Origin of the sequence: Rhodococcus sp. H29-C3, assembly GCF_030063405.1 — a bacterium.
GTDB lineage: Bacteria > Actinomycetota > Actinomycetes > Mycobacteriales > Mycobacteriaceae > Rhodococcoides.
Genome location: NZ_JASITC010000005.1, coordinates 268,944 through 288,672, shown reverse-complemented (window position 1 = coordinate 288,672; position 19,729 = coordinate 268,944). Strand labels below are relative to the sequence as shown.

At 60.8% G+C, this 19,729-nt stretch carries 21 protein-coding genes and 1 pseudogene; 11 read left to right on the top strand and 11 right to left on the bottom strand.

Annotated features, from left to right (window positions below; translation table 11 throughout):
• Position 1 precedes the first annotated feature (1 nt).
• The gene (gene thyX, locus QMK32_RS14360) at positions 2–754 is read right to left on the bottom strand and encodes an FAD-dependent thymidylate synthase (protein ID WP_283475709.1); all 753 of its coding nucleotides are present in this window, start codon (positions 752–754) and stop codon (positions 2–4) included.
• A 99-nt stretch (positions 755–853) separates the two neighbouring features.
• On the opposite strand from thyX, the gene QMK32_RS14355 reads away from it, so the two are divergent.
• A complete protein-coding gene (locus QMK32_RS14355) occupies positions 854–1,327 on the top strand; it encodes a hypothetical protein (RefSeq protein ID WP_283475708.1) in 474 nt (157 codons plus the stop codon).
• A gap of 2 nt (positions 1,328–1,329) precedes the next feature.
• On the opposite strand, the gene zwf is transcribed toward QMK32_RS14355, so the two are convergent.
• The 4 genes and pseudogenes from zwf to QMK32_RS14335 form a co-directional block, all read right to left on the bottom strand.
• Positions 1,330–2,784 carry a glucose-6-phosphate dehydrogenase gene (gene zwf, locus QMK32_RS14350; RefSeq protein WP_283475707.1) on the bottom strand — a complete coding sequence of 485 codons (1,455 nt, stop codon included), beginning with the start codon at positions 2,782–2,784 and terminating at the stop codon, positions 1,330–1,332.
• Between the two features lie 53 nt (positions 2,785–2,837).
• Complete coding sequence (locus QMK32_RS14345; protein ID WP_283475706.1) at positions 2,838–4,058, bottom strand: winged helix-turn-helix domain-containing protein; 1,221 nt, start codon at positions 4,056–4,058, stop codon at positions 2,838–2,840.
• A gap of 36 nt (positions 4,059–4,094) precedes the next feature.
• On the bottom strand, positions 4,095–5,006 hold the full coding sequence (locus tag QMK32_RS14340; protein WP_283475705.1) for an alpha/beta hydrolase: 912 nt from the start codon (positions 5,004–5,006) through the stop codon (positions 4,095–4,097).
• Between the two features lie 191 nt (positions 5,007–5,197).
• A pseudogene (locus QMK32_RS14335) lies at positions 5,198–6,109 on the bottom strand (IS1595 family transposase); the annotation flags it as partial.
• A gap of 297 nt (positions 6,110–6,406) precedes the next feature.
• On the opposite strand from QMK32_RS14335, the gene QMK32_RS14330 reads away from it, so the two are divergent.
• Positions 6,407–6,670, top strand: a complete 264-nt coding sequence (locus tag QMK32_RS14330) for a hypothetical protein (protein ID WP_283475704.1) — start codon at positions 6,407–6,409, stop codon at positions 6,668–6,670.
• Between the two features lie 32 nt (positions 6,671–6,702).
• Positions 6,703–7,998: an HNH endonuclease signature motif containing protein gene (locus QMK32_RS14325; protein ID WP_502943610.1), complete on the top strand. Its 1,296-nt coding sequence runs from the start codon at positions 6,703–6,705 to the stop codon at positions 7,996–7,998.
• 11 nt (positions 7,999–8,009) lie between these two features.
• On the opposite strand, the gene QMK32_RS14320 is transcribed toward QMK32_RS14325, so the two are convergent.
• From QMK32_RS14320 to dapB, 3 genes are read right to left on the bottom strand one after another with little or no spacing between them, the layout of a single operon-like run.
• Positions 8,010–8,462 (bottom strand): flavodoxin family protein, encoded by a 453-nt coding sequence (locus QMK32_RS14320; RefSeq protein WP_283475702.1) that lies wholly within the window; start codon positions 8,460–8,462, stop codon positions 8,010–8,012.
• Positions 8,459–8,926 carry a tetratricopeptide repeat protein gene (locus QMK32_RS14315; RefSeq protein WP_283475701.1) on the bottom strand — a complete coding sequence of 156 codons (468 nt, stop codon included), beginning with the start codon at positions 8,924–8,926 and terminating at the stop codon, positions 8,459–8,461. The genes QMK32_RS14320 and QMK32_RS14315 overlap by 4 nt, the downstream gene beginning before the upstream one ends.
• 10 nt (positions 8,927–8,936) lie before the next feature.
• On the bottom strand, positions 8,937–9,695 hold the full coding sequence (gene dapB / locus QMK32_RS14310; protein ID WP_283475700.1) for a 4-hydroxy-tetrahydrodipicolinate reductase: 759 nt from the start codon (positions 9,693–9,695) through the stop codon (positions 8,937–8,939).
• A gap of 156 nt (positions 9,696–9,851) precedes the next feature.
• Here dapB and QMK32_RS14305 point away from each other — a divergent pair, with 156 nt between their 5' ends.
• Positions 9,852–10,643: an ABC transporter ATP-binding protein gene (locus QMK32_RS14305; protein ID WP_442972332.1), complete on the top strand. Its 792-nt coding sequence runs from the start codon at positions 9,852–9,854 to the stop codon at positions 10,641–10,643.
• Here the strand turns inward: QMK32_RS14305 and QMK32_RS14300 are convergent.
• Together QMK32_RS14300 and QMK32_RS14295 are read right to left on the bottom strand one after the other, a co-directional pair.
• Positions 10,624–11,736 (bottom strand): zinc-binding dehydrogenase, encoded by a 1,113-nt coding sequence (locus QMK32_RS14300; protein ID WP_283475699.1) that lies wholly within the window; start codon positions 11,734–11,736, stop codon positions 10,624–10,626. The two genes, QMK32_RS14305 and QMK32_RS14300, sit on opposite strands and share 20 nt — an antisense overlap.
• A 25-nt stretch (positions 11,737–11,761) precedes the next feature.
• Complete coding sequence (locus QMK32_RS14295; RefSeq protein ID WP_283475698.1) at positions 11,762–14,440, bottom strand: MGH1-like glycoside hydrolase domain-containing protein; 2,679 nt, start codon at positions 14,438–14,440, stop codon at positions 11,762–11,764.
• A 104-nt stretch (positions 14,441–14,544) separates the two neighbouring features.
• On the opposite strand from QMK32_RS14295, the gene QMK32_RS14290 reads away from it, so the two are divergent.
• Complete coding sequence (locus tag QMK32_RS14290; protein ID WP_283475697.1) at positions 14,545–15,090, top strand: dihydrofolate reductase family protein; 546 nt, start codon at positions 14,545–14,547, stop codon at positions 15,088–15,090.
• Here QMK32_RS14290 and QMK32_RS14285 read toward each other — a convergent pair whose 3' ends face one another.
• A complete protein-coding gene (locus QMK32_RS14285; RefSeq protein ID WP_283475696.1) occupies positions 15,091–15,276 on the bottom strand; it encodes a hypothetical protein in 186 nt (61 codons plus the stop codon).
• Positions 15,277–15,434: 158 nt separating this feature from the next.
• Here QMK32_RS14285 and QMK32_RS14280 point away from each other — a divergent pair, with 158 nt between their 5' ends.
• From QMK32_RS14280 to nuoE, 6 genes are all read left to right on the top strand, one after another.
• Positions 15,435–15,854, top strand: coding sequence for a response regulator (locus QMK32_RS14280; protein ID WP_283475695.1), 420 nt, complete (start codon positions 15,435–15,437; stop codon positions 15,852–15,854).
• A gap of 124 nt (positions 15,855–15,978) precedes the next feature.
• Entirely contained in the window at positions 15,979–16,338 is a 360-nt protein-coding gene (locus QMK32_RS14275) for an NADH-quinone oxidoreductase subunit A (protein WP_088944297.1), read from the top strand.
• A gap of 60 nt (positions 16,339–16,398) precedes the next feature.
• Positions 16,399–16,953 (top strand): NuoB/complex I 20 kDa subunit family protein, encoded by a 555-nt coding sequence (locus tag QMK32_RS14270; protein WP_084348670.1) that lies wholly within the window; start codon positions 16,399–16,401, stop codon positions 16,951–16,953.
• 17 nt (positions 16,954–16,970) lie between these two features.
• The gene (locus QMK32_RS14265) at positions 16,971–17,603 is read left to right on the top strand and encodes an NADH-quinone oxidoreductase subunit C (protein ID WP_269303777.1); all 633 of its coding nucleotides are present in this window, start codon (positions 16,971–16,973) and stop codon (positions 17,601–17,603) included.
• Positions 17,603–18,904: an NADH dehydrogenase (quinone) subunit D gene (nuoD, locus tag QMK32_RS14260; protein ID WP_088944295.1), complete on the top strand. Its 1,302-nt coding sequence runs from the start codon at positions 17,603–17,605 to the stop codon at positions 18,902–18,904. The genes QMK32_RS14265 and nuoD overlap by 1 nt, the downstream gene beginning before the upstream one ends.
• A complete protein-coding gene (nuoE, locus tag QMK32_RS14255) occupies positions 18,901–19,728 on the top strand; it encodes an NADH-quinone oxidoreductase subunit NuoE (protein ID WP_283475694.1) in 828 nt (275 codons plus the stop codon). The genes nuoD and nuoE overlap by 4 nt, the downstream gene beginning before the upstream one ends.
• Position 19,729 lies beyond the last annotated feature (1 nt).

Here is a 19,729-nt window from a genome sequence, read left to right as displayed (position 1 = left end):
CTCACAACTCGGTCACGAATGGGCTGTGCGCCACCTCTGAACCATCGGCCAACGTCGATATCTCGAAATCGCCGAATACATCCGGTGCCACTTCCGCCAACTGACGCAGACATTCCACGGCAAGTCGCCGGATTTCGACGTCGGCATGTTCGGAGGCTCGCATCGAGACGAAGTGACGCCATGCCCGATAGTTGCCGGTGACAAGCAGGCGTGTCTCGGTCGCGTTCGGCAACACCGACCGGGCGGCCTGACGAGCCTGCTTACCACGCAACGCCGAATTGGTGACGCTCTCGAGCTTGTGTTCGAGAGCGTCCAACAGTTCGACGTAGGCGGCCCGACTGGCGTCGGTAGCTCGTTCGAAGAGCGCTTCCAGGTGTGGGTCACCCTCGATCGCGGGGGGAACGATGACTTTGGCGTCGTTCTCGGGGACGAATCGCTGCGACAGCTGCGAGTAGGAGAAATGCCGGTGTCGGATCAGCTCGTGGGTGCACGACCGAGAGATGCCGGTGATGTAGAAGCTGACGCTCGCGTGTTCGAGAACCGACAGGTGCCCAACATCGAGAAGGTGCCGCAGATACGACGCATTGGTGGCAGTGCGCGGGTTGGGCTTGGACCAACTCTGATAGCAGGCGCGACCGGCGAACTCGACCAGGGCCTGCCCGCCATCGACATCGGTCTCCCACGGGATGTCGGGCGGCCCCGAGAATTCGGTCTTGGCAACCAATTGCACGTTCAGTGACACCGTATTCGGCACCGCAGTTCCTCCACTCGAGCTGGCCCGTCCGTCGGTGCAGCCTATCCATGAACGCCGTGACACCTTGCATGACGTCAAGTATGGCGTCACACTGACGTCATGGAACTGAACAAGCACACTGCCTCGCTGCGCGCCGATCTGCTCGCGGCCGCCGCACTGGGTGACGAACACACGAGACAGACTGCGGAGGCACTCGGCGCAGCTGCCGAAGCGTCGGCCAAACTCATGCTGATGGGCGCGCTGTCGGAATTCGCCGGCGAACTGAACGAGCAACTCGGCGACCGTTCGGTCCACGTCCGACTGGACGGTGCCGATGTCTTCGGAGAAGTCCGAATGTCCCCCACAGCCGCAGATTCGACAGCCTCGGAAAAGGACAGCCCTTCCGAGGACTATCCGACAATGGACGAGGTCACCGGCGAAATGCGCCGGGTGACCCTTCGCATGGTCGAACACATGAAGGATCGCGCCGAGGAAGCAGCCTCCACCAATGGGGTGTCGCTCAATTCATGGCTCTCACAAGCAGTCCAAGGCGCATTGCGCGATCAGATACGCAAGGATCGCAGCGGCTTCTGACGTCACTTCTTCTCGCGCCACGCACGTTCGAACGGCAACCGCCACGCGTGCGGGGCGACGAGCTGATGAATGGCATTGGGTCCCCACGAGCCAGGTGAATACAGTCGCACCGGCGGCGGATCGGCAAGAAGCGGCGCAGATACCTCCCACAGTCGCTCGATGCCCTCCGCCGTCGTGAACAAGGTGTGGTCTCCATGCATGGCGTCGAGAATCAAGCGCTCGTACGCTTCGAGAACGTCGCCGACCCGTTCGGTGTCCTGGATGGAAAACTGCATGGACAATTTGTCGAGCCGCATCCCTGGCCCAGGCCGTTTGCCGTAGAACGACAGCGAAACCTTCGACGCGTCCGCTAGGTCGAACGTCAAGTGGTCCGGCCCCTGTGCGCCGACTCCCGATCCTGCCGGGAACATCGATTTGGGTGGCTCACGGAAAGCAATCGAAATGATCCGTTTCCCTTCGGCCAACCGCTTACCGGTCCGCAGGTAGAAGGGAACCCCTGCCCACCGCCAGTTGTCGATTTCGCACTGAAGTGCGACGAAGGTGTCGGTGTCGGAATCGTCAGCCACTCCAGACTCCGACCGGTAACCGGAATACTGCCCGCGCACAACCTTTTTCGGGTCCAGAGGGATCATCGAGCGGAAGACTTTGTTCTTCTCCTCGCCGATCGCTCCGGGTTCGAGGGCAGTCGGTGGCTCCATCGCCATGAACGCGAGAACTTGAAACAGGTGCGTCACCACCATGTCTTTGAAAGCTCCGGTGGATTCGTAGAAGTTCGCCCGACCGTCCAGTCCCAACTTCTCCGGAATGTCGATCTGGATGTGGTCGATGAAGTTCCGGTTCCAGATCGGCTCGAACAGACCGTTGGCGAACCGGAAAGCCAGGATGTTCTGTGCAGGCTCTTTTCCGAGGAAGTGATCTATCCGAAAGATCTGATCTTCCTCGAACGTTTCGTGCAGTGTGGCGTTGAGGGCTATCGCACTGTCGAGATCGGTACCGAACGGCTTCTCCATGATGATGCGCGATCGTTCGACCAGATCGGCGGCACCGAGCATTTCAACCACGGCGAGAGCAGCTTTCGGCGGAACACTGAGGTAGTGCAGGCGTCTGGTTCCCGGACCCAACTCCATCTCGGCGTGCGCAACAGCGTCGGCGAGCGCCGCAGGCCCGGCTTTCTGCGATACATAGGTCAGCTTGCGTGCGAACTCGCTCCAATGCTCGTCGGAGACCGTGCGGGTGGAGAATTCAACGACCGATTCCAGGGCCATCTGGCGAAACTCGTCACTTGTCATCTCATCCAACGAAGTTCCGACGACACGTATTCGTGGAGCGAGGTCGGACAATGCCAGGTGCATCATCCCCGATAGTAGTTTGCGGCGTGCCAGGTCTCCTGTTGCTCCGAAGAGCACCACGACCTGTGGGGGCAGTTCACTGTCGGATACGGACACTCGTGAAGTCACACTTGCGATGTTCGCACCATCGAGGACATCCCGCTGCCCGAACAGACGATTGACTACACAGCGCGTGCCAGGGCGGTCACGAGGTCGCCGCGTTCACCGATCACGATGGCGTCGAGCCCCAGCCAGTCCGCCATTTCACGCAGGGCCTGCGCCAGCGCAACGGCGATGGGACCGACGGCGCGTTCACCTTCGACGAACGCGCCGAGCACCTGCAGTTCCGAGCGCGCCCGATCACCCTTGAGATCGAGCCGCGCGACCAACTCGTCCCCCATCAGAAACGGGAAGACGTAATAGCCGTGTACCCGCTTGTGTTGTGGGGTGTAGATCTCGATGCGATAGCGAAAATCGAAGATGCGTTCGACGCGCGGACGATAGAAGATCATCGGGTCGAACGGACACAGCAGCGCACTCCCCCGGACGGACCGGGGAATGCGAGCCTCGACATGCAGGTACGCGGGCACGTCCCAACCGCGTACTTCGACGGGTTCGAGAACACCGTCCTCCACCAGTTCGGCGACAGCGGCTTTCGATTGTTTCTGTGAAAGCCTGTAGTAGTCACGAAGATCGGGCTCGCTTGCGATTCCGAGCGCCACCGCAGACTTGTTGACCAATTCCCTTACTGCATCGGCCTCGTTCACCGTGCGAGAAAGGATATCGGGAGGGATCACCCGCTCCGTCAGGTCGTAGTGCCGAACGAAACCAGAGCGAGTGGCAACCGAAACAATGCCGGCCGCGAACAATTGCTCGCACACGACCTTGACGTCACTGCGGTCCCACCACGGCCCCTTGCGTCCAGGACGTTCGACCTCGAGCGCACGCTCGAGGTCACCGGCACTCGACGGCCCGAGATCTCCGATGACAGCAAGAACATCATCGGCCAGCAACGGGTTCCGTTCCAGAACTTTCGCAGCTCCTCCCCAACGACCATGCTCGTACAATCTTGTGCGCCAACCCATCAGCGGCCAATCCTCGACCGGTATCAGCGCGGCTTCATGACCCCAATACTCGACGAGCTTGCGAGGGCGTCGCACAGTATCGGTCCACGCAGCCCGATCGATCACAGTTCGGTCGTACTTGCCGATTCGACTGAATACCGGCGCGTAGTGGGCGCGCACGAGAACCGACACCGAGTCGATCTGGAGCAACTGCGTCTGTGCAATCGCATTGTGCACCGCGCGTGCGGACGCCAGCCCCTCTGTCACGGAACGCGCAGACGCCAACCCCTGCGCAGCCAGGGCGGTGCGGCGTGCCATCGATGCACTCATCTCACGCATGACGCCACTGTGCCACGGGGGTCCGACGACTCGTCGCTAAGGAGTCCAACCATGGGAGCGTGCGATATCCTCCATCGTGGACGCCAGCTGAGTCAAACCAGGTTCCTCGATCGGAAAGTGACCGCATCCGTCCAGCATTACCAGCGATGTCGGCGCGGCGATTCTGTCAAGAAATCGGATGCTCAATTCCGCCGGGGTCCACGTGTCTTCTGCAGGATGAGTCAACGTCACCTTCGGGCCTTGATATTTCTCGGGGGCCACGTGTTCGAATGACATGAAACTGCTGAGAAATCCAAGCGGTAAGGACACTCCACCGCCGAGTGGATCGGTCGCGCATGCCTGCGACAGCTCGCGATTTGCACTCATGTTATCGATGTCCATCAACCACCGCACCGGCACACGGACGCTGCCGAGCACCGCCGAACCCGTCTTCAGCAATCGGGGGGCCATTGGGCCGAGGACACCGAAACGCGCAGCGGCAGATCGAGCATCGGCATCCGATGGATCCAGAAGACAAGTAGCAATGACGTCGGCAACCTGACCCGTTCGGGCAGCGACTTCGTAGGCCAACATACCGCCCATGCTTGCGCCGAACAGAATTAACGGACGCGGATCGTCACGCTTCTCGGCAACTACAAGATCGCACAGCATCTCGACCCAGTCCTCGTATCTCACCTTCCCTCCGTTCTCAACGACTGTCCTGCCGTACAGCGGCATGTCGGGGAACAACACGTCTGCTCCACGCGTCGCAGCGAATGCCGCGAATGGCCACAGTGCGCCTGAATGCCCACCCGCACCATGAATCGCCAGAACTTTGACAGCAGCATCGCTATTGCGCGCTCGAGCAATATGAATTGAGTTGTCACGCCACTGCCAGGTTGTCGAGACCGGTTGGAGGAAATTCTGGTACCCAGCGGGAAAGAACCGCGCATACGCGTCCGACGTCATAGGAGCGAGACTAGACGGACATCACCATCGCTGCCGGAGCCGAACGTGAAGAAGATACCGACTTGGCAAGTGGGCGTGTGGCTGTGGACCTTCAAGAATGTCAGTGGGGAATAATACACTCGAAAGTATGTTCTGCATATCTGCTTGAGTGCAGCGAACTTTCCCGATTTCAGACTCTGCTAAGCCGCGAACAGCTCTGCCAGTGGATGCGGATCGGTGTTGACCGATTGTTGGAGCAGTCGGTAGAAGAGCATTCCTCTGGCGGACGAGGTTCGTCGGTTGAATCGGAACGCGTACTCGTCGAGGTAGTAGGGCAAGTGCTTCTCGCTGATTTTGTGATGGAGCGTGCCCGCCACCCAACGTTTCAGGAGCGAGGCAACCATGTGCACCCCAGGAAGTTCCTGTGATCGGTCTACGGATTCGTAGCCATTGGAGTACTCGTGTCGGTAGCCCATATCTGGCAACCTTCGCATGTATCGCGCACCGTCGGTGCGGAGGAGAGTTCCGGGAACTATTGTCTCGGTAGCGAAGTCGAGAATCTTTAGAGTCCCGGGGGCATCCGACAGACGGAATCGAACTCGTCCGAGTTTGCGTGGACTGATCCGTTCGACGGCAACCATGATCGGCAGCTTTTCCGAACTGGCACCTTGATGCCCCGTCAATACTCCTCCGACGAACGTCTCGTCCAATTCGACGATGACATCCGATCCGCCGAGTTGCTCGCGGTCTGGTCGAACCATCGCGCGGCGAAACTTCTGGAGCCACGCCCACGCCGTTTCGTACGAGCCGAAGCCGAACATGCGTTGAACGGTCAGCGCCGAAACGCCGTTCTTCTGTGAGGTTATGAACCAGGCGGCAGCGAACCATGTCGAGAGTGGAGTGCGCGATCGATGGAAGATCGTGCCTGAGGTGACCGACGTTTTTCGGCCGCAGGCGGTGCACATCCACAATCCTTTTGCGGTGCGCCATGACTCGACTCCAGCGCAGACGGGGCAGATGAACCCCTCTGGCCAGCGCAAATCTCCCAAATACTCGATGCATGCGGCATCGTCGGGGAACCATTCGCGAAATTCTTGGTATGTCCTCGGGTAGTCCGTTCCACCTCGTGGCGAACCCGCCGACTATGCCATCTGACCAGCTTAGCTGCACTTAAGCAGATATGCAGAAAGTATGTTCGAATAGGGGGGGTCGGAGCCGGCACCATCGACGGCAACAGCTGTGTGGCAGGACTGCTCACAGTTGCCGGCCGAGAGCGACATCAAGAGAATATGTGCCGAGTCCGTGTGGTGGAATCGGTGTGCAACGTCGTAGAGATCCGCCTCGCCGATGCCGATGACCGCGGCGACGATCCCGCAGACGCGTTGCGCGATGCGGTGTGCGAGGCAGCATGAGCACTACGCATGTCGTGGCGCCAGATCCGTTCGTTCACCGACACCGGCTTCGCATTGGACCGATTACCTTTGACCGCCATTCGATTCAGTTGCGGAATACTCGACCGGTCGCACGTCACGGTGATGACCTCGGTTCTCGGTTATGCCAGTGATGAGACGATCAAGGCCATCGAATTCGACGCAGTTGCTGCAGCCGCACGCTTCAACGCACCGTCACTCCGCAACAAGCTGTGGCGACTGTGGATGGCGTACAACCCCGACGAGCCGCGGTAGCTCGGGCACTGTCGGCTCGCACAGGTAGAGAGGTGTCGGTCCGGCAGGAAGGAGACGGAACAGCGATCTTGCGCGCGCAGTTGACCGACCTCGAAGGTGCCGAAGCCGACGCTCTGATCGAGGAGATCGCCGGTACCGTGTGCGAGTCCGATCCGAGGTCGCTACGGCAACTGCGTGTCGACGGACTGTTGGCCCTTCTACACAGCGAAGAAGTTCTCGAATGCCACTGTGAACGCGGTGAACAGTGCCCGGCGTACGGCAACACCGACGCACCGCCTCCGCGACGGGGTCCTCTCGTTCAGATCCTTGTCGATGTGCAAACCCTGTTGGGTCTGACCTCGAGCCCGGCTGTCCTGGCGGATGGGACACCCCTCGACGCGGCCCTGGCTCGGCTGGTCGCCAAGGATGCTCAGTGGCAAGCGCTACTGACCGATGTCGTGACCGTCATGACGGCCTCGGGTGTCGCTGTTCCACCCAGCGTCACAGCACCACCCAGCGATACTCCCCGGAGTGGTGGGAATATTCGACGCCCTGCTGCTCTGTTATCGAATTCGACTGTTGGTCAACCCCTCTCGGAGCACCTGATCGGTCGGGGTCGGGTGCGCCGAGGTGGCACCGTCCCCTGCGCTTGTCCCAGAACGTTCAGCCCTGAACGACCGGAAATCAGCGAATCGGTCCGAGCAAAGTTCTCCGCCGAACTACTCACCACCATCGAGAACGACCCGACACTGGCCGTGGGAATTTTTCCCGACGGACACGGTGGTCTTACCTGCCCACCGCCAGGCGCGCTGACGTACAAACCCTCGACCGAGACCGCAGCACGTGTACGAATGAGGCACCGGACATGCAGCTTCGAACACTGCGATGTCCCCTCCACGAAATGCGAACTCGACCACATCGTCCCGTTCGACCACAACAACCCCGAGCGCGGCGGGTGGACTATCGAGACGAACCTGCACCCCGTCTGCACCTGCCACCACCAAGCTAAGACCTCGCGCAGCTGGACTGTCGCCCTTCTGCGGGGCTGCGCGATCCTGTGGACGAGCCGCTGCGGACGCCGCCGGATCTCCCTCCCTGATCCGGGAGTGCTGGGCTTACCCAGAACCCACCGACGCGGAAAACGAGGTTCGGAACCCGAGCCCGATCCGGTCACGGTGACCTGGTGGGAAAAGAACCAATCGCCCGGCACGCAACCACCTACGACCAACGACCTCCGAGACGCCGCGACCGATGTTGCGCGGGTGCGAATCCGAAATCCGCGACGTCGACTCCGCGAACACAGCGCAGTCGTTCGACTACGCCAGCGCGCCAAACCCCCACCGTTCTGAAGACAAGCGGTTCAGCTCATGAGAGTTGCTGCCAGCGTGCCGCCGAGTTCGTAGCAAGAATCCTTGGCGGCCTTGTCCGCTGTGGTCAGTTCCAGTGCCGCGGACACATTTTCCAGCGCCCATCCGGTGGCGATCTTCGCTATCGCCGACACTGCGCCGACGGTGTCGTTGTTGCCGTGAACCCACATGCCGTACGGGCGGGAGGCGACTGCGTCGAGACATGGATAGTAGGTGGTGTCGAAAAAATGCTTGAGAGCACCACTCATGTATCCGAAATTGGCCGGTGTTCCGAACAGATAACCGTCGGCGCCCAGGACATCGGAGATGGTCGCGCCCAGTGCGGGGACGCTCCGAACGGTCACGCCCTCTACGTCGGGATCCCTAGCACCCGCCAGGACCGCTTCGAGAAGCTCACGCGTCACCGGCGACGGCGTGTGGTGAACGACGAGCAGAGTGGCGGTCATCGGTCGGCGGATTCCTGCCGTTCGAGTTCTACTGCCCGCTTCATCGTCTCGCGGGCTCGGCCCCGGTCGCCTGCGTAGTCGTAGGCTCGCGCCAATCGGTAGGAGTTGCGCCAGTTGTCCGGATCTTTCTCCCACTCAGCTTTGATCTGTTGGAAGAGTTCGTCGGCAGCGTCGCGGGCAATCCGACCCGACGGCATCGTCGGCAGATCGGAGACGTCCAGTTCGAGGCTTTCCTCGCGCATCCGGCTGGCCAGATGCTGATGATCGAACCCTGCCTTGAGGGTGGCGCCGACAATCCATACCCCGAGGATGGGCAACAGAATGACGCCTATTCCGAGACCGATGTTGACCGGGCCGCCGGTCTGAATCAGCGACAGTCCGCGACTTCCGAGAAGGTAGAAATAGAAGCCCAGAACCAGCACCATGACGCCGATGATGAGCACAACTTTGGTGGCCTTGTTCATCGCAACCTCGCTACAGATCCAAGAAGGGGTCGAGTCCGACCGTCAACCCGGGTCGTCCGGAAATTTCACGCAAACCGAGCAGGACCCCCGGAGCGAAGGACGAGCGGTCCATCGAGTCGTGCCGGATGGTGAGCGTCTCCCCCTGCGTTCCCAGCAGAACTTCCTGATGGGCAATCAGTCCGGCGAGCCGAATGGAGTGGACCCGAACGCCGTCTACTTCAGCGCCTCGGGCACCGTCCAACTCCGTGGTCGTGGCATCCGGACTCGGGCCTACGCCGGCCTTCTTCCTGGCGTCGGCGATGACCTGGGCCGTGCGGTATGCAGTTCCGGACGGCGCGTCGGCTTTGTTCGGGTGATGTAGTTCGATCACCTCGACCGAATCGAAGAATCGTGCGGCCTGCTCGGCGAAGCGCATCGTCAATACGGCACCGATGGCGAAGTTCGGCGCGATCAGGACACCGGTCCGGGGCGAATTCGTCAGCCATGACCGGACGGTGTCGAGGCGTCCCTCGTCGAAGCCGGTAGTTCCGACAACGGCATGAATACCGTTCTCCACTAGGAACTTCAGGTTGTCCATCACCACGTCCGGATGCGTGAAGTCGACGACGACCTCGGTGACTGCGTCGACAAAGTTCGAAATCGGGTCGCCCTGATCGACCGTGGCAACCAATTCGAGCCCGTCTGCTGCCGTGACGGCATCACAGATGGCTTGCCCCACCTTGCCGCGGGCCCCGAGGACGCCGACTCGAATAGGCGCTTGTGCACTCACGACTGTTTCTACTCTCTTTCGCTGACACTGCTTTCGCTGACACCGACGGCTTCGGCAAGCCTACTGACTTGCGAGGTACCCGTACTACGCCGGTTGGGAATCGGTATTAGTCGGGCAGGCCGCAAATCGGACTCGGTGTCAAGATACTGTCGACCGGTGATTACGGAAAGTGTCGTGCGCGCCCACAACGTCGACCTGGTCAGAGGCGGACGACATCTACTGCGCGGCGCATCGGTGCAGGTCGAGCAGGGGCAGCACTGGGTGCTGCTAGGTGCCAACGGAGCAGGTAAGAGCACGTTGCTGAGCCTGCTCGGCGCGTTCGTGCACCCAACCAATGGCACCGTGCATGTCCTCGGTCACCAACTGGGCCGTGTCGACATGCGCGAGCTGCGCACCCACATCGGTCACGTCGATCCTCGACTGCGTATCGAAGCTCCTTTGACGCTGTTCGAGACCGTGCTCACCGGGCTCACCAACACCCCCGATCTGATCCCGCGATGGTCGGCCACTTCCGAGCAGAAAGACCGGGCCCGATCGCTCATCGCCTCCCTCGGTATCGAGGATCGCAGCGACTCACCTTGGCGCACGCTTTCGCAGGGTGAACGTGGCCGCGCGCTGATCGCGCGGGCACTCCTGTCCAACCCTGCGCTTCTGCTTCTGGACGAACCCGCCACCGGACTCGACCTCGCTGCTCGCGAGCAACTTCTCTCCGCACTCGACAATCTCCGCGCAGAGCACGAATCATTGTCGAGCATCCTCGTGACGCATCATCTGGAGGAGATTCCCAAGTCCACGACGCATGCCGTGCTCATCCGCGACGGCCACATCATGGTCGACGGCCTCGTCGAAGACGTACTCACGACCGAGAACATCAGCGCATGCTTCGACCATCCCATCGAAATCGGACGCAGCAACGGCCGCTGGGTCGCTACTGCTCGTCGAACGTGATGACCTGACGGATGGCTCTGCCGTCGGCGAGTTGGTCCATGCCGTAATTGATGTCCTCGAGCCGGATTCGCGAGGAGATCAGCTTCTCGACCGGTAGCCTGCCCTCGCGGTAGAGCTGCGCATACTTCGGAATGTCACGCTCGGGCACTGCAGAACCGAGATAGCTGCCGATGATCGTGCGCGCTTCGGCGACGAGTCCGAGAGGCGATATCGAGGACCTGGCGTCGGGAGCGGGAAGGCCGACGGTGACGGTCCTACCGCCTGGTGCCGTCGCTGCGACGGCCGCTTCGAAGGCGCGCGCGTTTCCTGCAGCTTCGATCACGATGTCTGCTTTGATACCCAGCTCATGAAGCTCGGCAGGCGAATACGTCCGAGTCGCACCGAGTTCGCGAGCGGTTGCCAGCTTCTCAGCCACTGCATCGACCCCGATGACCTCACCGGCGCCCACGGATACAGCCGTCAGTACAGCGGCCATTCCGACGCCACCGAGACCGACCACCATGATGGACTGGCCGGGCCTGGGCGCACCGGCGTTGAGAACTGCGCCACCGCCGGTCAATACTGCACATCCGAGCACCGCCGCGACGTCCGCCGGAATATCGTCGTCGACGGCTACGACCGATTTCCGGCTCACTACCGCGTGTGTTGCAAATCCGGAGACCCCGAGGTGATGTTTGACTTCCTGGCCCGCGCGCGCCAATTTTCCACCGCCACCGAGTAACTCACCAGCGTTGTTCGCCGCGCTGCCTGGCACACACGGCATCTGCCCGTCGGTCCGGCAACCGGCGCATTCTCCGCATCGAGGTAAGAAGGTCATCACCACGCGGGTGCCGAGTGCGATGTCCTCGACCCCGGACCCGAGCGCCTCGACGCGACCGGCCGCCTCGTGCCCGAGCAACATCGGAACCGGACGTACGCGATTGCCGTCGACCACGGACAGATCGGAATGACACAGGCCGGCCGCCTCGATGCGGACGAGCAATTCGCCCTCGCCGGGCGGGTCGAGATCGAGTTCCGAAATCGTGATCGGCCGAGATTGGGTAAACGGCCGAGACCGTCCGATTTCCTCGAGCACTGCGCCGCGAATCTTCATTTCTCCACTCTAGGACGCTCCGCGCCTACAACGGCAGACGCGGCCTCAGCAGATGCGCCACCAGACCCGTCCATCCGGTTTGGTGGGATGCTCCCAAGCCTTCCCCGGTGTCACCGTCGAAATACTCGTTGAAAGTGGGGTGCACGCTCCACAACGGGTCCGCGCTCGCCTCGATTCGCGCTCCATCCGCCGGACGCTTACCGTTCACCGGCCGAAACAGCGACGCCAACCCGCTGTCGATCAAATCTGCTGCCTGCGTCAAGGTGCGGTGATTGCCGGAGCCGGTGGGAATCTCGATGGTGAAGGATCCGCCGTAGTGACGCCCGTATGCGCGCAACTTGTCGGCCAACAACACGTTGACCGGGAACCAGATCGGGCCACGCCAGTTGGAGTTGCCGCCGAACATGCCGGTGCGTGATTCGCCTGGTTCGTACTCGATGGACAGACTGCGACCGTCGACATCGAACGTGACGCCGTCCCGGTACGACGCCGACAACGATCTTATTCCGTACTGCGACAGGAACTCTTCCGAATCGAACATCCTGGCAAGCACACGCTTGAGTCGTTCCGGTTCGACGAGGGTCAGCAACACTCGAGTTTCGTCACCGTCCTTCCGAGCGAGCAACGGACTGACCATGTCAGGTCGACGGTGTTGCACCCACCGCAGCCGCGCGGTCAGATCAGGGCATTCCTCCTCGACCCATGACGGAATCTCGGTCGCCCCGAGAATCGGGAGCAGGCCGACCATGGAACGTACCCGCATCGGTACCGCGTCGCCCTCTGGAGGCACGAGGACGTCGTAGAAGAACCCATCCTCTTCGTGCCATAGTGAAATATGTTGCGAACCAAATGATTTGACAGCTTTCGCGATCGACAGAAAGTGCGAGAAGAACTTCGTCGCGACGTCGTCCCAGGCATTGTCGTGACGCGCGAGCTCGAGCGAAATCTTGAACATCTGTTGGCAGTAGAACGCCATCCAACTCGTGGCGTCGGATTGTTCGAGCCGAAATCCTGGCGGCAAGGGCGCAGAGCGGTTGAACAAGCCGATATTGTCCATTCCGAGGAACCCACCCTCGAAGATGTTCGAACCCGCCGAGTCCTTTCGATTCACCCACCACGAGAAATTCAACAGCAGCTTGGTGAATACACGCACCAGGAATTCTCGGTCGCGGTATCCGTCGATTCGGTAGACGTGCCACGCCGCCCACGCATGGACAGGTGGATTGACGTCACCGAACTCCCACTCGTAAGCGGGGAGCTGACCGTTGGGATGCATCGCCCACTCCCGGCACATCAACACCAGCTGCTCCTTCGCGAAATCCGGATCGACATGTGCGAGCGGAATGGTATGAAATGCCAAGTCCCACGCGGCAAACCACGGATACTCCCATTCATCGGGCATCGAGATCACGTCCGCGAGAGCAAGATGACGCCAGTGGGTGTTTCGCGCCCTGGCATCGAGCCGTGACGGCGGTGCGGGCTCCCCAACCGGGTCGCCTTCGAGCCATTGCTCGACGTCGTAACGGTAGAGCTGCTTCGTCCACAACAGCCCCGCGTACGCACGCCGAGCAATATGGCGATCATTCTCGTCCAGATCGGATCCGATCACGACGCCGTAGAAGTCGTCGGCTTCCGAACGTCGGTCGGCAACAATGGCGTCGAACCCACGTCCGAAGGTCTGCGCGACCGGCTCGTTGTGAGACAGACGAAGCTTGACCTCGACGGTAGCGCCGGGTGCGATGTCGTCGAACCGAAACCAGAACGCCGACTTCGTGCCCGTCTGTTCAGGGTTCACCGCGCCGGTGTCCCCCTCGACGACGCGGCGGCCGATTCCGTCCTTGCAATACGCGCTGACATTCTCCTGACCCCAGAGCTGCGCCGAGTTCGTTTCGTTGTCGCAGAAGAGGACCTCTGGTTCTCCTTCGGCGCTCAGGTAGTACTTTCCGAGAAAACCATGTTCGGCCACGATTGCGCGCACCCGGCCGGACTGCGATTCGGGAGCAGTCATCTGCGAAAGGGAGCCGCCACGGTCGTCGCGACCCCACGCCCATGTATTGCGGAACCAGAGATGCGGCAGCAGATCCACCGACGCCGCCTCTGGGCCATGATTGGTGATCGAGATGACGATGGCGATGTCGTCCGGGGCGGCCTTGGCGTAGGTGACCTGCACGTCGAAGAATCGGTTCTCGTCGAGAATTCCGGTATCGGAGAGTTCGTACTCCCGCTCGTCTCGTCCTCGTTGCGCGTTCTCCTCACGAAGCTGCCGGTACGGATACTCGGCGTGGGGATAGCGATAGAGCCATTGCATCCAGCTGTGGCTGGGTGTGCCGTCGACGACCCACCAGTACTCCTTGACGTCCTCGCCGTGGTTGCCTTCACCGTTGGTAAGACCGAAGAGTCGTTCCTTGAGGACGGGGTCCTTGCGGTTCCACAGCGCGAAAGCGAAGTTGAGAAACCCGAAACGATCGCAGATCCCGCCCAATCCGTCTTCTCCCCACCGGTAGGCCCGTGCATGCGCCTGATCGAAGGGAAAAGACTGCCAGGCGTCCCCATCGGTCGAGTAGTCCTCACGGACTGTGCCCCACTGACGGCCGGCAAGATAGGGACCCCACTGACGCCATGGTCCGGACACACCGGGCGACTCGGCGAGCCGCGAATGCTCTGCGGTCCTCGGCTTGGGCAGTGGTTCGGTGGCATCGGTCACGGCACCAGTCTGCTACCTCGATGGCACGCTCGCGTACCGATGAGTTTCACCGGGCCCACAGGTCGAACGAGAAGAGCCCTGACAACCACGAAAAGAGAAGATCGATGCGCACACTGACAGCAGGTCTGTTTCACTCCGTCGACGGCGTGGTCGAGTCCCCCGATCAATGGCAGTTCGATAGTTTCGACGAAGAAATGGGGGGTCTGCTGGGGGCGATGATCGAGCGAGTGGACACGGTGATTCTCGGACGAGTCGGATACGAGCAGTGGTCGAACTATTGGCCGACCGCAGGGGACGAGGACGGCTTCGGGGGCTTCATCAATTCGGTTCCCAAGCACGTCGCTTCCAGGACGCTTGCCGGTCCACTTGCCTGGGCGAATGCCTCACTCATCGACGGGGATCTCGATGACTTCGTTCACGATCTGAAGGCATCGGAAGGAGGAGAGATCGCCGTGGTCGGCGGCATTTCCATCGTTCGCCACCTGTTCTTCGCCGGACTCCTCGACTCACTGACGCTGATGACGCACCCTGTGATTGCCGGTTCTGGTCGAAGGATGTTCGAACCAGGTGACCCGCTCACCAAGCTCGAGTTGCGCAGTTTGGGCAGGACGTCCAAGGGCAACGCAATTCTGGAGTACGCGAGAACCTGATCAGGCGCGACAGACTCGCAGCAGTGCAGCGACATCCGTGCGATCGAGGCCTTTGGGGGGTGGATCCTGCAGGAGAATCTCTCGCAATCGGGCCATGAAACTCTGCCGACTCACACCGAACTCGGTCAGCACGTCCTCTGTCGGACCGAAGACGTGCGGAGATTGTGGGGCGTGCTGATCCTGCATCGAAAGTTCCTTTCGGCCGCCTGCCGCTCGGTGGCGACTCTGTTCGACGATCTATCCCCCGACAAGCAAGAAACGTTACACTTTCACCCCAAGTGGAACGCTCTTGGAAACATGAATCGCCCACTTCTCCCACGTCCCCGGTCGTAGCATCAGATCTCGTGACCCCGGCTCTCCGCATCCTCGTGTACAGCAGCAACTCCGACACGCGCGCATATGTGACGACGGCTATCGGCACACGCCCGAAAGCGACACTCGGCGCGTTCGACTATCTCGAAGTCGCATCGGCCCCGATGGTGATTCACCATCTGGACGCCGGGGGCATCGACCTCGCCATACTCGACGGGGAGTCCGCGCCGGCCGGGGGAATGGGCGTAGCGAAGCAACTACGGGACGAGCTCGCACACTGTCCACCATTGGTGGTTCTGACCGGACGACCGGACGACAGATGGTTGGCGGATTGGTCCGGCGCCGACGCCGCAGTGTCACATCCACTGGACCCGTTCGTGTTGACGGAAACGGTCGTGAAACTACTCGAAGACCTACCGAAAGTGCCACCGTCCCAGACTTTCCCCTCGTAGTGGACCCGACACCCTTTCCGCACAGTCCGAAACCGAGACACGTCGGGGCATCGCACCGGTAGGCTGTGTTTCAGCTCACATTCCTACAGGCTGTCCACAGGGCATGCACGGAGGCGCGAACAGCATGAACGAGTACATTCCCATTCTCGTCCTCGGTGCTGTCGCCGTCGCCTTCGCTCTCGTCTCCGTCGTCATCGCCTCGGTAGTCGGACCGAAGCGGTACAACAGGGCAAAGATGGATGCCTACGAATGCGGTATCGAGCCGACAGCTCAACCGATGGGTGCAGGTCGCTACCCCGTGAAATTCTATCTGACGGCGATGCTGTTCATCATTTTCGACATCGAAATCGTTTTTCTTTATCCCTGGGCCGTGCATTTCGACGCACTCGGCGTATTCGGGCTTCTCGCAATGGGACTGTTCGTCGTCAGCGCTGCAGTCGCCTACGCCTACGAATGGCGTCGCGGCGGGCTCAGCTGGGATTAGGTTCGCGACTTTCAGAAACGTTTCGCCACTTTCAGAAACTTTGAATCGGAAGGGTCAGATATGGGTCTCGAAGAGAAGCTACCGAGTGGCTTCCTGCTGAGTACGGTCGAAGGCCTCGCCGGATACGTCAGGAAAGGCTCACTCTGGCCCGCCACATTCGGTCTCGCCTGCTGCGCAATCGAAATGATGGCCACCAGTTCCGGCCGATTCGATATCGCCCGATTCGGTATGGAGGCCTTTCGCGCCTCCCCGCGGCAGGCGGATCTGATGATCGTCGCCGGCCGCGTCAGTCAGAAGATGGCGCCCGTGTTACGTCAGATCTACGATCAGATGGCTGAGCCGAAATGGGTTCTGGCCATGGGGGTATGCGCCTCCTCGGGCGGCATGTTCAATAACTACGCGATCGTCCAAGGCGTCGACCATGTGGTTCCGGTGGACATCTATCTGCCCGGGTGCCCGCCCAGACCGGAGATGCTGCTCGATGCAATCCTCGAACTGCACAAGAAAATACAAGAGATGCCGCTCGGCGTGAACCGCGAAACGGTCGCCCGCGCAGCGGAAGCCGCCGCATTGGCGTCGACACCCACTTTCGAACTCAAGGGGTTGCTGCGGTGACGTCCGATCGACGTGGAATGTTCGGGGTGAAGGGTACCGGTGACACATCCGGATATGGGAGGTTGGTACCACCTGCGCTGCTGCGGGAGAGTGCATCCCGTCCCTACGGCGGGTACTTCGATGCCATCGCCGATGAATTGGAGCGCACGCTTCCCCTGCTCGACACGACGTTCGACGAAGCAGTGGAGGCGGTCGTGGTCTTCCGCGGCCAGCTCACCCTGCATGTTCGACGCGAACACCTTCTCGCGGTAGCGACGACCCTCCGCAACGAACCGGAACTTCGATTCGAACTGTGCCTGGGCGTCAGTGGCGTCCACTATCCCCAGCAGGTCGACCGAGAACTACACGCGGTATTTCCCTTGATGTCGATAACCCACAATCGTCGAATTCGTCTCGAAGTATCGGTCTCGGATGCCGATCCGCACCTGCCGTCGCTGGTAGAGGTCTATCCGACCGACGACTGGCACGAACGTGAAACATACGACTTCTTCGGAATCCAGTTCGACGGTCATCCTTCGTTGACTCGAATTCAGATGCCCGACGATTGGGAAGGCCATCCACAACGCAAGGACTATCCACTCGGAGGAATCCCGGTCGAGTACAAGGGTGCGAGCATTCCTCCGCCGGACCAACGACGGGGGTACAAGTGATGAGCGAACGATCGTTGACCGTCTCTGGGCAGGACTGGGACGACATAGTTGCTGCTGCAGCAGAATCGGCCGCAGGCTCCTCCGAGGAGCGCATCGTCGTCAACATGGGGCCGCAACACCCGTCGACGCACGGGGTGCTTCGACTGATTCTCGAGATCGAGGCCGAAACCGTGACCGAAGCTCGATGCGGAATCGGCTACCTGCACACTGGAATCGAAAAGAATCTCGAGTTTCGAAATTGGACGCAGGGTGTCACCTTCGTGACCAGGATGGATTATTTGTCCCCCTTCTTCAACGAAACTGCGTATTGTCTCGGTGTCGAAAAGCTGCTCGATATCACCGAAGAAGTACCCGAACGCGCGACCGTCGTCAGGGTTCTGTTGATGGAACTCAATCGCATTTCTTCGCACCTCGTCGCTCTGGCTACCGGTGGAATGGAATTGGGTGCAGTTACGGCGATGCTGTTCGGGTTTCGTGAGCGCGAGTTGATTCTCGACGTATTCGAGATGATCACCGGATTGCGGATGAACCACGCGTTCATTCGACCCGGCGGACTCGCCCAGGATCTACCCGAAGACGCCGTGGCTAAAGTACGGGAGTTGCTGAAAACTCTGCCTGTTCGTCTCCGCGATATGTCGAATTTGCTGAACGAGAATTCGATCTGGAAGGCCAGGACCAAAGGGATCGGGTATCTCGATCTGACGGGCTGTATGGCTCTTGGAATCACCGGTCCGATGCTTCGATCCACCGGTCTCCCTCATGACCTCCGCGTCTCCGAACCCTATTGCGGATACGAAAACTACGAATTCGAGGTATGCACGGACACCGGTTGCGACGCCTACGGTCGATACCTCGTGCGGATCGACGAGATGAAGGAATCGCTCAAGATTGCCGAACAGTGCCTCGACCGGCTTCGACCAGGACCGATCATGGTGGACGACAAGAAAATAGCGTGGCCTGCCGACCTTTCCGTCGGACCGGACGGTATGGGTAATTCTGCCGAACACGTCCGCGAGATCATGGACACCTCGATGGAATCGTTGATCCACCATTTCAAACTCGTCACCGAGGGCTTTCGGGTCCCACCGGGTCAGGTGTATGTCGCGGTCGAATCGCCGCGCGGTGAACTCGGCGTCCACATGGTCAGCGACGGCGGTACGCGACCGTTTCGGGTTCATTATCGAGATCCGTCCTTCACCAACCTGCAAGCAGTTGCAGCCACCTGTGAGGGCGGCATGGTCGCTGACGTCATCGCCGCTGTGGCAAGTATCGATCCGGTAATGGGAGGTGTGGACAGATGAGCGAACCCGTTTACGTGCAACTGACCACCCGGGCGGCCCCGTACCCACCGGACACCGAAACTCGGTTGTCTCTGGACGCCGACAGGATCGTCGCCAGGTACACCTCGCCCGGGGATGTGGATCCGGAGATGGCGCGGTCGGCACTACTGCCGCTGCTGCATCTGGTCCAGGCCGAGGACGGGTACATCACCCCGACAGGTATCGAGTTCTGCGCACATCGGCTAGGACTGACCGGTGCCGAAGTCACCGCCGTAGCGACTTTCTACTCCATGTATCGGCGCGAACCAACCGGTGACTATCTGGTGGGAGTGTGCACCAACACGTTGTGCGCGGTGATGGGCGGCGACGCCATCCTCGAAGCTCTCGAGGACCACACCGGAGATGTCGACGACCCCATCACGTTGACTCACATCGAATGCAACGCAGCCTGCGATTACGCACCGGTGGTGATGATCAACTGGGAGTTCTTCGACAACCAGACCCCCGAATCTGCGCGCACCCTCCTCGACGACTTGCGTTCGGGACGGGAGGTCGTTCCGAGCAGAGGTGCGTCGCTCTGCACGTTCCGGGAGACCGAGCGAATACTTGCGGGTTTTCCCGACGAACGCCCGGGCGCGGTAGAGGCCGGTGGTACTGCCGGCGGCCCGACCCTCGCCGGCCTGCAGGTCGCACGCGCACTATCGATGACCGCCCCGACGGCGCACGAGCCCTCGGACGAGGGTCCCGCACCCCTCGGGTCGGCGGATTCCGCCGCAGAGGAAACGACCAAGGACAAGCCCGCGCCTGCACCTGGCGAATCGGTACCTCCCGAGAAGGGAAATTGAC

Excerpts from the sequence above, each read along its gene's own strand:
- QMK32_RS14340 (WP_283475705.1), bottom strand. The coding sequence starts at position 5,006 with ATGACGTCGGACGCGTATGCGCGGTTCTTTCCCGCTGGGTACCAGAAT.
- nuoE (WP_283475694.1), top strand. The coding sequence starts at position 18,901 with ATGAGCGAACCCGTTTACGTGCAACTGACCACCCGGGCGGCCCCGTAC.
- QMK32_RS14300 (WP_283475699.1), bottom strand. The coding sequence starts at position 11,736 with ATGAAGATTCGCGGCGCAGTGCTCGAGGAAATCGGACGGTCTCGGCCG.
- QMK32_RS14270 (WP_084348670.1), top strand. The coding sequence starts at position 16,399 with ATGGGTCTCGAAGAGAAGCTACCGAGTGGCTTCCTGCTGAGTACGGTC.
- QMK32_RS14285 (WP_283475696.1), bottom strand. The coding sequence starts at position 15,276 with ATGCAGGATCAGCACGCCCCACAATCTCCGCACGTCTTCGGTCCGACA.
- QMK32_RS14290 (WP_283475697.1), top strand. The coding sequence starts at position 14,545 with ATGCGCACACTGACAGCAGGTCTGTTTCACTCCGTCGACGGCGTGGTC.
- QMK32_RS14330 (WP_283475704.1), top strand. The coding sequence starts at position 6,407 with ATGTCGTGGCGCCAGATCCGTTCGTTCACCGACACCGGCTTCGCATTG.
- QMK32_RS14320 (WP_283475702.1), bottom strand. The coding sequence starts at position 8,462 with ATGACCGCCACTCTGCTCGTCGTTCACCACACGCCGTCGCCGGTGACG.
- nuoD (WP_088944295.1), top strand. The coding sequence starts at position 17,603 with ATGAGCGAACGATCGTTGACCGTCTCTGGGCAGGACTGGGACGACATA.
- QMK32_RS14315 (WP_283475701.1), bottom strand. The coding sequence starts at position 8,926 with ATGAACAAGGCCACCAAAGTTGTGCTCATCATCGGCGTCATGGTGCTG.
- QMK32_RS14345 (WP_283475706.1), bottom strand. The coding sequence starts at position 4,058 with ATGCGTGAGATGAGTGCATCGATGGCACGCCGCACCGCCCTGGCTGCG.
- QMK32_RS14355 (WP_283475708.1), top strand. The coding sequence starts at position 854 with ATGGAACTGAACAAGCACACTGCCTCGCTGCGCGCCGATCTGCTCGCG.
- QMK32_RS14275 (WP_088944297.1), top strand. The coding sequence starts at position 15,979 with ATGAACGAGTACATTCCCATTCTCGTCCTCGGTGCTGTCGCCGTCGCC.
- QMK32_RS14265 (WP_269303777.1), top strand. The coding sequence starts at position 16,971 with ATGTTCGGGGTGAAGGGTACCGGTGACACATCCGGATATGGGAGGTTG.